The sequence below is a fragment of the Nesterenkonia alba DSM 19423 genome, from assembly GCF_000421745.1.
Taxonomy (GTDB): domain Bacteria; phylum Actinomycetota; class Actinomycetes; order Actinomycetales; family Micrococcaceae; genus Nesterenkonia; species Nesterenkonia alba.
Map to the genome: position 1 here is coordinate 207,392 of NZ_ATXP01000002.1, position 13,009 is coordinate 220,400.

A 13,009-nucleotide genomic window follows, 5' to 3' on the forward strand; every position below is an offset into this window, starting at 1 on the left:
AAGGATCCCGTTATGCCGCGCGAGACGCAGTCCGCCGTCGATGACCAGCCGAACCAGGAGGCTTCACAGGAACGCCAGGGCATTGTGGTCCGGCTCCTGCGGGGCGTGGAACGGATCGGCAACCTGCTGCCCCACCCATTCTGGCTCTTCGTCATCTTGGCCGGTGTGGTGCTGATCCTCTCAGCGATCCTTGAGGCCTTCAACGTCTCAGCGGAGAACCCTGCCGATGGTGAGCAGGTGGAAGTCGTCTCCCTGCTCACCCCGGATGGCTTCCAGCAGATGATCTCTGATGCGGTGGAGAACTTCGTGACGTTCCCGCCCCTGGGTCTCATCATTACGGTGATGCTGGGTGTGGCGGTCGCCGAGGGGTCCGGATTGATCTCCGCGGCGATCCGTGTGGCGGTCTCCCGGGTCTCCCGCGGTTGGCTGACCTTCACCGTCGCCCTGCTGGGTGTCACCGGCTCGGTAGCCTCCGATGCGATCTACATCATCTTGATCCCACTGGCTGCCGCGGCGTTCAAAGCGGTGGGCCGCTCGGCGGTACTCGGGGCGATTGTGGCCTTCGGGTCGGCCTCGGCCGGATACAACGCCTCCCTTATCATCACCGCCTCGGATCCGCTCTTTGCGGGGATTTCCACGGCCGCAGCGCAGATCATCGATGAGGACTACGTCGTCTCCCCGATTGCGAACTACTTCTTCGCCGCAGCCTCGGCAGTGGTGCTGGCCATTGCGGTCACCGCCATCACCGAACTGCTGTTGGTGAAGATGACCAACCCGCTGCGGCGGGCCGAGGATGAAGAAGGCGGGGCCGCCACTGCGGTGCTCGCCGCCGGCAAGACTCACGACGCCGAGGAGACAGGCGATCAGGGCACCGGCGCCTCGGAGCGCGCTGAGGACCAGGACATCGAAGCCGGCACCCAGGATCCGGAAACGCCTGAGGACTCCGAGGAACTGCTGAGCTACTCCCGCCGGGAGGTCCGCGCCCTGGGGTGGACGGCCTTGTCCCTGGTGCTGTTCCTGGGGGTCTATTTCGCTCTGCTGTTTGTGCCCGGCTCCCCACTCGATGGCGACGGCGATGCGATGGAGTCCCCGCTGGTCACCGATGTGGCGGTCCCCATCGCCCTGGCGTTCCTGGTGGTCGGTCTGACCTATGGCATGGTCTCTGGCACGATCCGCCGGGCTCGTGATGTCCCGGAGATCATGGCCCGTTCCATCAAAGAACTCTCCGGTGTGGTGGTGATCTTCTTCGCCGCGGCGCAGTTCATCTGCCTACTTCAACTGGTCGAACATCGGTACCGTGCTGGCCATCCGCGGGGCGGAAACCCTGGAACGCTGGGATCTGCCGGTCTTCGTGCTCTTCGGTGGCGTGGTGCTGCTGGTGGCTTTGTTTAACTTCTTCATCACCTCAGGCTCGGCTCAGTACACCCTCATGGCCCCGGTTCTGGTGCCAATGCTCATGCTCATCGGTGTGCAGCCGGAGGTGACCCAGATGCTTTTCCGTATGGGTGATTCCCCCACAAACATCATCTCTCCGATGAGCCCGTACTTCGCGCTGGCGCTGGGCTATCTGCAGCGGTACTACCCGAAGGCCGGTGTCGGCACGCTGCTGTCGTTGACGCTGCCGATTTCGATCACCCTACTGGTGACGTGGTTCGTGTTCTTCATGATCTGGTACGCCTTCGGATTGCCTCTGGGCCCGGGTGTGCCCATCCGGTAGTCATTCTGCGCAGACGGCAAGGAGGGTCCGGGAACCGCTGAGGTTCCCGGACCCTCCTCGCGTATGTGATGTTCTACCGCCTGCGGAACAGGATGAGCTCGCGGCTGGTGGGACGGGGGCGTTCCCCCCGTGCCACGGTGACCACGTCTCCATGGGGTCCCACGGCGAAGACCCGGGTTTGCCCGGCGTGGCGTTCGGCGCGTTTGAGCCGACGCTGCAGGTCGGCGACCTGCTCTTCGAGCTCTTCGACCCGGTTCTGCAGTTCAATGACCCGGCGGATCCCTTCGAGGGACACGCCTTCCTGACTGAGCTGCTGGATCTGACGTAACTGTTCGACGTCGTAGGGGGAATAGCGCCGCTGACGTCCACCCTGTCGCCGTGGAGTCACCAACCCCATGCGGTCGTACTGCCGCAGGGTTTGAGGGTGCATATCGGCGAGCTCGGCGGCCACTGAGATGACGAACAGCGGGGTATGCCGCAGCTCGGCGTCGATGACTCGCGGGTTGTCCTCCTCATCGAGGAACTCCACGAGGTTATCCCGTACCCGGTACCTCACTGTCATGGTCTGACACTCCCTGCGCGCGGCCTGCTGCGGAGACTGCGGGGCACTGGGGTCGGCCGCGGCTGTGCACCCCAGCACCTGAAGCGGTGTTCACCGTGTGCAGTCATTACAACGCCGCTTTGGCCTCCAGACCTTCCCGAGGGTCAATGTCCCGGGTGGCGGCCGCGTAGCGCTTCACCGCCTCCAAGGCCTCCTCAGGCAGGTCTTTGGGCACGACGACGTCGAGTTCGACCAGCATGTCCCCGCGGCGTTTGGCGGTGCGGATGCCGTGCCCTTTCAGCCGCAGCACCCGTGAAGAGGAACTGCCGGCGGGGACTTTGATCCGCACCTTCTCCCCGTGCACAGTGGGGACTTCCACTGTGGTGCCCAGGACGGCCTCATCGAAGCTGACTGGCAGGTGGATGCGGATGTTGTCACCTTCACGGGTGAAGAAGGGATGCTCGGAGACTTCCACTTCCACGAGCAGGTCTCCGGCGCCGCCGGGGCCCTGCTGCCCTTTCCCCTTGACCCGGACTTTCTGCCCGTCTTTGATACCGGCGGGGATGCGCACATCAATGACATTGCCGTTGGGTTCGCGCAGCCCGACGGTGGTGCCACGTACCGCGCCCTTGAAAGAAATGGCGGTCTTCGCGGTGCGGTCGGCTCCTGTGGGGGCCGAGCCGCCAAAGCGCCCGGAAAACCGATCCCCGAAGAGGTCGGCAAAGTCAGGTCCGGGCTGCGGACCGCCGGCGGATCCCCGTCCGAAACGGTCTCCGAAGAGACCGCCGAAGAGGTCCTCGAACCCGGCCGAACCGGATCCCGGGCTGCCTGCGGAGAATCGGGCACCGGAACCCATGGCTCGCAGCGCATCGTACTGCTGGCGTTGCTCGGGGTCAGCGAGTACCGAGTGCGCCTCGGAGATGTCCTTAAACCGCTGCTCGGCGGCGGGGTCATCGGGGTTCTTATCCGGGTGGTGCTGCCGCGCCAGCTTCCGGTAGGCCTTCTTAATCTCTTCGGCTGAGGCGTCCTGGGAGACGCCCAGGATCGCGTAGAAGTCCTTATCGATCCAATCCTGTGAGGCCATGGCGCCTCCCTACCTCCTTTCGTTTGCCTGCTTGGTGGGTGACATTCCCGCCGCATGCACGCCCCGCGCAGTGGCGGGATCCGCGGCGGGAATGTCCCCGAGGATGTTTCAGCTCTCCGGTCCGGTGGAGACGATCACCTGGGCTGCCCGAAGTAGCCGGTCACCGTAGCGGTACCCGGAGCGCACCACAACGGCGATGTGGTCGGCTTCGATCTCCTCGTGCGGCTGCTGCATGATCGCCTCGTGTTCGGTGGGGTCGAACTTCTGCCCCACCGCACCTACTGGTTCCAGACCCTGCTGGGTGAGCACTGTCTCCAGGCGGCTAGCGATGTGGGCGAAGGGTCCGTCCTCGAGGTCACCGGCCTGCCGTGCTGCGGCGATGTCGTCGAGCACTGGCATCAGTTCGGTGATGATCTGGCCTTTGACCCGTTCGGCTTCCACCGCCCGGTCGCGTTCGACCCGCCTGCGGTAGTTGACGTACTCGGCCTGCAGGCGCCGGAGGTCCTCTTCGAGTTCGGCCTCCCGGTTGTATCCCTGCTCGGCGAGTTCCTCCTCGGCGGCTTCGATACGTTCAGCCGGTTCGGTCTCGACTCCGCCGGCGACCTCGTCGATGCCAACTTCCCGCAATTCGGGGTCCTCGGCCACCTGCGGGTCGACACCGGGGCTCGGTTCGTGGAGGTCACCCTCCTCACCGGCGGGTTCCTCGTGGGCCTGTTGGACCTCGACGGACTCATCCGGAGCATCGGCGAGGATTCGCTCGGCCTCGGCCAGGGGGTCAGCGGCCGGGTCAGCCGCTGCGGCCTCGCGGTCTTCGGCGGTGGCCTCCCCTTCAGCCGCACTGGCGTCCTCCACCGGGTTGCGGGGCTCACCGGTCTCCGGGTCGATACGTCGGCGGTCGGTAAACCGTACCGGCTCCTCGCCGGAGGGTTCCTCCGGGTTGAACTTGTCCTCTGCCATCGCGTCGGACTCCTTTCAGCGTTGGTCCCGGGGATTACTTCTTCTCGGCGTCGTCGTCCTCATCTACGACTTCGGCGTCGACGATGTCCTCGTCCTCACCGGAGGCGGATGCATCCCCGGGTGTGGCCCCTTCGGCTCCGGATGTGCCTTCGCCGGCGCTGTAGAGGGCTTCACCGATCTTCACCTGGGAGGTCTGCAGCTTCTCAAAGGCTGCGTTGACCTCGTCGTCGTTATCGGTGCCTTCCAGTGCCTTCTTCAGGGCGTCGACGTCGGCCTGGACCTCGTTCTTGACGTCCTCGGGCAGCTTCTCGGCATTGTCCTTGAGTAGCTTGTCCACCTGGTAGGCACTGGCCTCGGCAGCGTTGCGCTTCTCGGCGGCCTCGCGGCGCTTCTTGTCCTCTTCGGCGTGCTTCTCCGCATCGGCCACCATCCGCTCGATGTCCTCCTTCGGCAGAGAGGTGCCACCGGTGATGGTCATCGACTGTTCCTTACCGGTGCCCTTGTCCTTGGCGGAGACGTGGACGATGCCGTTGGCGTCGATGTCGAAGGTGACCTCGATCTGCGGCACACCCCGGGGAGCCGGGGCGATACCGGTCAGTTCGAAGGTGCCCAGCGGCTTGTTGTCCCGGGTGAACTCGCGTTCACCCTGGAACACCTGGATGGCCACTGAGGGCTGGTTGTCCTCCGCGGTGGAGAAGACCTCTGACTTCTTGGTCGGGATAGCAGTGTTGCGCTCGATGAGCTTGGTCATCACCCCACCCTTGGTTTCGATCCCCAGGGACAGCGGGGTGACGTCGATGAGCAGCACATCCTTACGCTCACCGGCGAGCACACCAGCCTGCAGGGCTGCGCCGACGGCGACGACCTCATCGGGGTTCACCGACTTGTTCGCCTCCTTGCCGGTGAGCTCCTTGACCAGCTCAGCCACTGCGGGCATACGGGTGGAACCACCGACGAGGATCACGTGGTCGATATCGGATACGGAGATACCAGCCTCTTTGATGACGTCGTGGAACGGCTTCTTAGTCCGCTCCAGCAAGTCGGAGGTCATGTCCTCGAACTTCGCCCGGGAGAGGGTCTCGTTGACGTGCACCGGCACGCCGTCATTCTGGGTGGCGTAGGGGATGTTGATCGTGGCAGTGGAGGCGCTGGAGAGCTCCTTCTTAGCACGTTCGGCCTCTTCCTTCAGGCGCGGGACGGCGATCTTGTCCTTGGAGAGATCCACGCCTTCTTTCTGCTTGACCTGGTCGACCAGCCAGTCGATGATGCGCTGGTCCCAGTCGTCACCACCGAGGCGGTTGTCACCGGCGGTGGCGCGCACCTGGATGGTGGAGAACTCGTCTTCATCCTTGCCGACCTCCAGTAGGGAGACATCGAAGGTTCCACCACCGAGGTCGAAGACGAGGATCTGCTCGTCTTCCTTCCCTTTCTCGAGTCCGTAGGCCAGGGCGGCGGCAGTCGGCTCGTTGACGATGCGAGAGACCTTCAGCCCGGCAATCTCCCCGGCTTCCTTGGTCGCCTGGCGTTCAGCGTCGTTGAAGTAGGCCGGCACTGTGATGACCGCTTCGGTGACGTCCTCGCCCAGGTAAGACTCGGCGTCGTGCTTGAGCTTCATCAGGGTGCGGGCGGAGATCTCCTGGGGGGTGTACTCCTTGCCGTCGACCTCCTTCTTCCAGTCGGTACCCATGTGGCGCTTGACCGAGGCGATGGTCCGGTCCGGGTTGGAGACCGCCTGGCGGCGGGCCACCTCACCGACGAGCACTTCGCCGTTCTTGGAGAAGGCGACCACCGAAGGGGTGGTGCGGGCGCCTTCGGCGTTGGCGATCACGGTGGGCTCGCCACCTTCGAGTACGGCGACCACGGAGTTGGTGGTACCGAGGTCAATTCCGACTGCACGGGACATAGGGACTCCTTTCGAGACGTCTTCACTTCTTGAGTGAACTCGACTCAAGTCTTGTCCCGGGCGATCGCCCTGTCAAGCTGACTTGAGTGAGGTTGACTCAACTTTTCCGTTGGAGTCCAACGACGTCGACGTCGCACCTATTCCCCAGGTCACCTCAACACCGGACACAGTGGCTTCACATTTGGATGCCGATGTACTTGGTTTCCAGGAATTCGTCGATGCCGGTATCCCCACCTTCGCGGCCGAGCCCGGACTCTTTGATCCCCCCGAAGGGGGCAGCAGGATTGGAGACCACTCCTTGGTTGAGCCCGACCATGCCCGACTCCACACGTTCAGCCACGCGCAGACCCCGGGTGAGGTCGTTGGTGTAGACGTAGTTGACCAGCCCGTAGGGGGTGTCATTGACCTTGGCAATCACCTCATCCTCGGTACTGAAGGAACTCACCGGGGCGACCGGCCCAAAGATCTCTTCCTGCCACATCCTGGCCTGCTCCGGCACCTGGGAAAGCACTGTGGGACGGTAGAAGAATCCTTCCCCGGCGGCGGGCTCACCACCGAGCACCACGCGCGCTCCGGACTTCACGGCGTCGTCGACGAGTTCGGCGACTTTGTCCCGCTGCTTGGCATCAACCATGGGTCCCACCTTCACACCCTCATCGACTCCACGGCCGACTGGCATCTGGGCCATGCGTTCGGCGAGTTTGGTGGAGAACTCATCGATGACGCTCTCATGAGCGAAGATCCGATTGGCTGCCGTGCAGGCCTCCCCGGAGTTACGCATCTTCGCGGCGATCGCACCCTCTACGGCCTGGTCGATATCGGCGTCTTCGAAGACGACAAAGGCGGCGTTACCGCCGAGTTCCATTGAGGTGCGGAGCACCTTGTCACTGGCCTGTTCGAGCAGCTTTTTGCCCACCGCCGTGGAACCGGTGAAGGAGAGTTTCCGCGCGATACCGGAGCGGATGAGCGGTTCCATCACGTCTCCGGCAGTGGAGGTGACCACAATATTGACCACACCGGCCGGCACCCCGGCTTCTTCGAGAATCCTGGCCAAAGCCAGCATGGACAACGGAGTCAGTTCGGCGGGTTTGAGCACGCTGGTGCAGCCGGCGGCCAGGGCGGGGCCGATTTTACGGGTGCCCATGGCCAGCGGGAAGTTCCAGGGGGTAATGAGAATCGAGGGCCCCACTGGCTGTTTGGCCACCACGAACCGTGCGTTTCCAGCGGGGGCCGTCTGGTAGTTTCCCCCGATCCGGGTGGCCTCCTCGGCAAAATGCCGGAAGAATTCGGCCGCGTAGTTGACCTCTCCGTAGGACTCGGCCAATGGTTTGCCCATCTCCAGGGTCATCAGCAGCGCGAGGTCATCTTTGCGCTGGTGCATCAGCTCAAAGGCGCGCATGAGGATATCGGCCCGCTGCCGCGGTGGCATGGCGGCGAAGTCTTGCTGTGCTCGCTGAGCCGCGTACAAGGCGTCCCAGCCGTCTTCGACGGAGGCATCGGCCACTGTGGCCAGCACTTTGCCGGTGGAGGGGTCGTGGACCTCCAAGGTGCGGCCATTGCGGGCATCGCGCCACTGCCCGTCGATGTAGAGCCTGGTTTCCGCGGCGGCGACGACCTCGGACTCACGGGCGGCGGTGATGGTCTCGGTCATGCTCAGACTCCTTCGATCTGCGGTGCTCTCAACGCACGCTGCCTGTGCTGAATCTCTGACCACGCTAACGGGGCCTGCTGGCCGCTGGCGGGGCAGAGCCCAGATCCGGGCTGACAATCCCGGCCTGTGTGAGTAGCCTAGACCCGAACGCAGATTGTCAACAATCTTCAGGAGTGGTCTCGTGGTTCAGCTGTCCCCTCTGCTCAAGCAGGCAACCCCGGTCGTCGCCTCCCGCGGTGAGGGCGTTTATCTCTACGACGACGCCGGCGGTAAGCATTTGGATTTCACCGCCGGCATCGGGGTCACCTCCACCGGCCATTGCCACCCCAAGGTGGTCGAAGCCGCACAGCGCCAGGTGGGCAGCCTCATTCACGGTCAGTACACCACCATCATGCACAAGCCGCTGCTTGAGCTGACTGAAAAGCTCGGCGAGGTGCTCCCTGCGGGCCTGGATTCCCTGTTCTTCGCCAACTCGGGTTCAGAGGCTGCAGAAGCCGCCCTGCGGTTGGCCCGTCAGGCCACAGGCCGGCCCAATATCGTTGTCTTTCAGGGTGGGTTCCACGGACGCACCGTGGCTGCGGCCTCTCTGACGACCTCCGGGACCAAATTCCGGACGGGATTCAGCCCACTGATGGGCGGCGTCGTCGTCGCGCCTTTCCCCAACCCGGCGCATTACCGCAGCTACGGCTGGGATGAAGACCAGGCCACCGATTTTGCCCTGCGGGAGCTGGACCTGGTGCTACAGACTCAGTCCAACCCGGCGGACACCGCGGCGTTCTTCGTCGAGCCGGTGCTCGGTGAGGGCGGCTACATCCCCGGTAATGAACGGTTCTTCGCCGGACTTCGGGAGCGCGCCGATGCCCATGACATTGTGCTGGTGGTCGATGAGGTGCAGACCGGCTTCGGTCGAACGGGGAAGTACTGGGGCCAGGAGCACTTCGGTCTGACACCGGATATCCAGATGTTCGCCAAGGGGATCGCCTCCGGGTTCCCGATTTCTGGGATCGCAGCCTCTGAAGAACTGATGTCCAAGGCGTGGCCGGGCTCCCAGGGTGGCACCTACGGGGCGAATGCGGTGGCCTGCGCAGCCGCGGCAGCAACCCTTGAGGTGATCGAGGAAGAAGGCCTGGTGGCCAATGCGGCGGCCCGGGGCGAACAGCTCAAGGCCGGACTACAGGCCATCGGGGAGAAGTACCCGCAGGTCGCTGATGTTCACGGTCTGGGACTGATGGTCAGCGTGGAGTTCGCTGATGCCAATGGCAACCCGGATGGGACCACCGCCGCCGCGGTACACCAGGCGGCCGCGGAGAATGGCCTGCTGCTGCTGACTAACGGGATGTACGGGCAGATGGTGCGGTTCATTCCCGCCCTGGTGGTCACCCAGGAGCAGGTCGATGAGGCGCTGGGTCTGTGGGAGAAGACCCTCTCCCAGACGCTCTGAACCCTTAGGTTGCTTGGCTGGCCTTGAGTGTGCGGTTTGCCCGCCAGATGCCGAAGACTCCGATGGCCCACAGCGCCCAGATGGGCAGGGTCGCGATGCGGAAGACCTCAAGGTCGTAAGCGGTGGGGTGGTCGGCGCCCTGAAGGGAGAGGAGCCACCCGATGGCCCAGATGCCGATCAGCGAGGCGGTGAACCCGGCGGTGTTGACCACTCCGTTGGCTCGAGCCACCACGGTTTTGGGCACGCTGGTGCGGGCCAGGTCGAAGGCGACGATGGAGCTGGCCCCGCCGGCGGATTGAGCGATCATCAGGGGCAGCAGGGTCACCAGGGCAAGCGGGGGTTCCCAGGTCAGCGCGCTGAGCCATGCCAATGCTTGGAAAATGACGCTGCCGAGCACCAGGCTCAGCCGCTGGTGGGGACGTAGCGAGACGAATCGACCGATGAGCGGGCCGGCGATGACCCCGGCCAGGAAGCTGATGAACATGAATGCCCCGACTTCCTCGGCACTGAGGTCTAGGGCTCCACTGAGGAAGGGCACCCCCCAGGTGACGCCGAAGAGGTTCACCACTCCGGCGGTGGAGAAGTGCACCCAGTAGGCCAGCTGAGTGCCCGGGTGTCGGATGGTGGCCCAGGAGTCAGCGAGGACTTGTTTGAGTTTCTGGCCGGCGGCGCCACGGGTGGGGTCCGGCGCCCCGACGGTCAGCACCACAGCGACCACCAGCGCGATGACTCCGCTGAGTCCGGCCATGATGGCATAGGCGGTGGCCCACCCCTGAGCGAGGACGAGGTTGAGTAGCGGGAAGGCACTGACGACCATGCCGAATTGGCCTACTGTTCCGGTCAGCTGGGTGAATAGGGCGATGCGGCTGCCGCGCACGGCATACATGACCAGTCGGATCGCGGAGGGAAAGATCATCGCATCCCCGAGCCCGGAGAGTCCCCGGGCTAGCAGCAGCACGGAGTAGTCGGTACTGACGGCGAGCAGGATCTGGCTGGCGGCGATGATGACCAGCCCGCTGAGCATCAGTGCCCGGGCACCGTATCGGTCGATGAGGACGCCGACGGGAATCTGGCAGGCGGCGTAGACGCAGATCTGCAGCACCCCGAAGGAGGCCAGTTCACTGGAGGTGAGTCCGAACCGGTCGCTGGCTTCCAGCCCGGTGGCCGAAAGGGACGTGCGCGACGTCGTCGCCATGAGGTAGGCGATAGCCCCGACGACGAGTATCGCGGCAGCACGTCGGGTCGAGGGCATAGTGACTTAAGCTACATCACCAAATGCGGGAGGTCAGTTTGGGGTACTTCGGGTCCAGTCCATCTCCGGAGGAGGTGCGGGTGACCCGGCGCTTGACCCAGGGGTAGAGGTAGTCCTTAGCCCAGGTGGCCTCAGCGAGGGCTTTCTCGTGGAGCGCGACCACAGGAGGTTCTTCCAGTTCGGGAACATCGATTTCGTCGCGTTCGCCGAGCACCGCGAGGACTTCCTTGGCCATGAGGATGTGGCCTTCGATGCCTAAGTGCATGCGGTCGGCGTCCCAGTACCGCCAGTCCTGGAAGTGCTTCATGTGCCAGAAGTCGACCAGGTCGAGGTTCAGGTCGGCGGCGACTTTACGCACCGCCTCGTTGTAGATGGCGGTCCGTCCGCGGGTGAGCTTGAACATGGGCGCTTTGCCGGAGTCGAATCCGGTGAAGAGCACCACGCGCGCCCCGGTGTCGACGAGTTTCTCCACGGCCCACCGGTACCGGTCCATGAGCCCGTCGAGGTTCACCAGGGGGCGGAGGATGTCGTTACCGCCGGCGTAGAAGGTGACCAGGGTGGGTTCTAGGGCGATGGCGGCGTCGAGCTGCTCATCAAGGACCTGTTCGAGTTTCTTGCCCCGCACGGCGAGGTTGGCGTAGCCCCAGCGGTCGTCATTACTGATGAGCTGGGCGGCAACGCGGTCCGCCCAGCCGCGCACACCGTTGGGGCTGGAGGGGTCGATATCACCGAGGCCTTCGGTGAAGGAGTCCCCGACGGCGACGAACCGCTTCTCGAACGGTCCATCCAATTCATCGGCTGCCGACATCGCCACCACTCCTTCCAGAACTGAATCCACCTTACCTGTGCGGTGCAAGGGTCGGGGACCCACCCGGGTGGTGGCGATGCGCGGCCTTCGGCCTTATTCGAAGGATTCCTCGAGTTCGGCGACCATACCGACGGCGGCGTCTTCGATGTCCGTGGAGCCAAACCGCACCTCGGAAAGGTATCGGCCGATGATGCTGGCCATCTGGGAGGCTCCGGCCGGTGGAGTGGGGATGATGTCAGCGGCATCCTCTTCCACCTCAGCGATGAATTCGGCCATCTTGACCTCTTCATCGGTGGCGTCCTGCAGTGCGGCATCCCGGATATCAGCATTGGCCGGGACTCCGCGTTCTAGACCCATGAGTTCGGCTGCTTCTTCCGAGTTGACGAAGAAGTCGATGAAGTCCATGGCTTCTTCGGGGTGGTCGGTGTCCGCACTGGCGGAGAGGAACATGGAGGCCTTCAGCCACTCACCGTTGTCGGTGACATCTCCAGTGGTGCTGGGGATGCGCAGTAGCTCAAGGTCACTGCCGGAGGCATTGCCGAAGGCTACGATCATGGCGGCCCAGCCATCCCCGAAGGCGGCGGTATTGGTGCCCAGAGCGCTGTCCTCGGGTCCCAGGCCTTCCTGTTCTTCCATCCAATCGGCGGAGGGGAAGTCCCCGGCGTCTTCGGTGTCCATGACGAAGCGCAGGTATTCCTCAGCGAGTTCCTCAGTCAGCAGGAATTCGCCCTCTTGGTCGAAGAGTTCCTGGCCTTGCTGGTGCATCCAATAGCGCAGGCTCACCTCGGCTGAGCCAATCCCGGTCCCGCCGTAGCGGTCATCACCCAGGGCGTCGTTGAGCTCACTGGAGAGTTCGGTAAAGTCCTCCCAGGTCCATGTGGTGTCGTCGGGCAGCTCGAGACCCGCCTCGTCGAAGAGGTCCGGGTTGGCGATGAACCCGTAGGCATTCAGCCCCAGTGTCACGCCAAAGATGCCGTCCCCGGTGTCTCCAAGTTCGGTGGCGACGTCGTCGAAGGCTGAGACGTCGACGTCGGAGACATCCAAGAGTGCGCCACGGTCGGCGTACTCACGCAGGTACTGGTCCTCCATCTGGATGATGTCTGGGGCGTCCCCACCGGCGGTCTGGGTGGCCAGTTGGTCGAAGTAACCGTCCCAATCGTTGTACTGCGGCTCGATGGTGATCCCGGGGTTCTGTTCCTCGTAAATATCGATGATCTCCTGGGTGTACTGGTGCCGGGAATCAGAGCCCCACCACGCGAAGCGCAGCTGAATCTCGCCGTCATCACCGCCTCCGCCGCCGCAGGCCGCCAGGCTAAGGGCGGCAACGGTCGACATGCCGATGAGACCGGTCCGGGTGCGATGAGACGTCATGCGATCCTCCATTGGGTCGAAAGTGGACTCCCCCACATGCCAGTCATGTGGAGAAGACAGCAGAAATATGTGGAGCATCCCCCTCTTCTGAGACGCGGATCACATATTGCAGCGCTGTAAAAATAATCCTGGCCGGGTCGTGATGTCAAGAACAAGTGGCAACACCCAGAGGCCTCTTGCCTGCCGGAAAGGCAAGGGCGGGCGGAACCAATCTTCCGCCCGCCACTCGACTCATATTCCCATCGTGAACGGCCTCATCGAGGATCAATCACTGAGGCTCTCCC

General features: G+C 63.8%; 11 protein-coding genes. 3 read left to right on the forward strand and 8 right to left on the reverse strand.

Annotated features, from left to right (window positions below):
* Positions 1 to 12 precede the first annotated feature (12 nt).
* Together H578_RS15195 and H578_RS16665 are read left to right on the forward strand one after the other, a co-directional pair.
* On the forward strand, positions 13 to 1,392 hold the full coding sequence (locus tag H578_RS15195; protein ID WP_281163343.1) for an AbgT family transporter: 1,380 nt from the start codon (positions 13 to 15) through the stop codon (positions 1,390 to 1,392).
* Positions 1,298 to 1,717, forward strand: coding sequence for an AbgT family transporter (locus tag H578_RS16665; protein ID WP_281163344.1), 420 nt, complete (start codon positions 1,298 to 1,300; stop codon positions 1,715 to 1,717). Before H578_RS15195 ends, H578_RS16665 begins: the two co-directional genes overlap by 95 nt.
* A gap of 73 nt (positions 1,718 to 1,790) precedes the next feature.
* Here H578_RS16665 and H578_RS0102710 read toward each other — a convergent pair whose 3' ends face one another.
* From H578_RS0102710 to H578_RS0102730, 5 genes are all read right to left on the reverse strand, one after another.
* Positions 1,791 to 2,147 (reverse strand): heat shock protein transcriptional repressor HspR, encoded by a 357-nt coding sequence (locus tag H578_RS0102710; RefSeq protein WP_245554881.1) that lies wholly within the window; start codon positions 2,145 to 2,147, stop codon positions 1,791 to 1,793.
* 238 nt (positions 2,148 to 2,385) lie between these two features.
* Complete coding sequence (locus H578_RS0102715) at positions 2,386 to 3,342, reverse strand: DnaJ C-terminal domain-containing protein (protein WP_022872175.1); 957 nt, start codon at positions 3,340 to 3,342, stop codon at positions 2,386 to 2,388.
* Positions 3,343 to 3,450: 108 nt separating this feature from the next.
* Positions 3,451 to 4,299, reverse strand: a complete 849-nt coding sequence (locus tag H578_RS12785; RefSeq protein WP_022872176.1) for a nucleotide exchange factor GrpE — start codon at positions 4,297 to 4,299, stop codon at positions 3,451 to 3,453.
* A gap of 34 nt (positions 4,300 to 4,333) precedes the next feature.
* Complete coding sequence (dnaK, locus tag H578_RS0102725) at positions 4,334 to 6,202, reverse strand: molecular chaperone DnaK (RefSeq protein WP_022872177.1); 1,869 nt, start codon at positions 6,200 to 6,202, stop codon at positions 4,334 to 4,336.
* 175 nt (positions 6,203 to 6,377) lie between these two features.
* Positions 6,378 to 7,853 carry an NAD-dependent succinate-semialdehyde dehydrogenase gene (locus H578_RS0102730; protein WP_022872178.1) on the reverse strand — a complete coding sequence of 492 codons (1,476 nt, stop codon included), beginning with the start codon at positions 7,851 to 7,853 and terminating at the stop codon, positions 6,378 to 6,380.
* 181 nt (positions 7,854 to 8,034) lie between these two features.
* On the opposite strand from H578_RS0102730, the gene H578_RS0102735 reads away from it, so the two are divergent.
* Positions 8,035 to 9,294, forward strand: a complete 1,260-nt coding sequence (locus H578_RS0102735; protein WP_022872179.1) for an aspartate aminotransferase family protein — start codon at positions 8,035 to 8,037, stop codon at positions 9,292 to 9,294.
* A 4-nt stretch (positions 9,295 to 9,298) separates the two neighbouring features.
* Here the strand turns inward: H578_RS0102735 and H578_RS12790 are convergent, their stop codons facing one another.
* The 3 genes from H578_RS12790 to H578_RS0102750 form a co-directional block, all read right to left on the reverse strand.
* The gene (locus H578_RS12790) at positions 9,299 to 10,546 is read right to left on the reverse strand and encodes an MFS transporter (RefSeq protein ID WP_022872180.1); all 1,248 of its coding nucleotides are present in this window, start codon (positions 10,544 to 10,546) and stop codon (positions 9,299 to 9,301) included.
* A gap of 16 nt (positions 10,547 to 10,562) precedes the next feature.
* Entirely contained in the window at positions 10,563 to 11,354 is a 792-nt protein-coding gene (locus tag H578_RS0102745) for an SGNH/GDSL hydrolase family protein (protein WP_022872181.1), read from the reverse strand.
* A gap of 93 nt (positions 11,355 to 11,447) precedes the next feature.
* The gene (locus H578_RS0102750; RefSeq protein ID WP_022872182.1) at positions 11,448 to 12,725 is read right to left on the reverse strand and encodes an ABC transporter substrate-binding protein; all 1,278 of its coding nucleotides are present in this window, start codon (positions 12,723 to 12,725) and stop codon (positions 11,448 to 11,450) included.
* Positions 12,726 to 13,009: the final 284 nt, after the last annotated feature.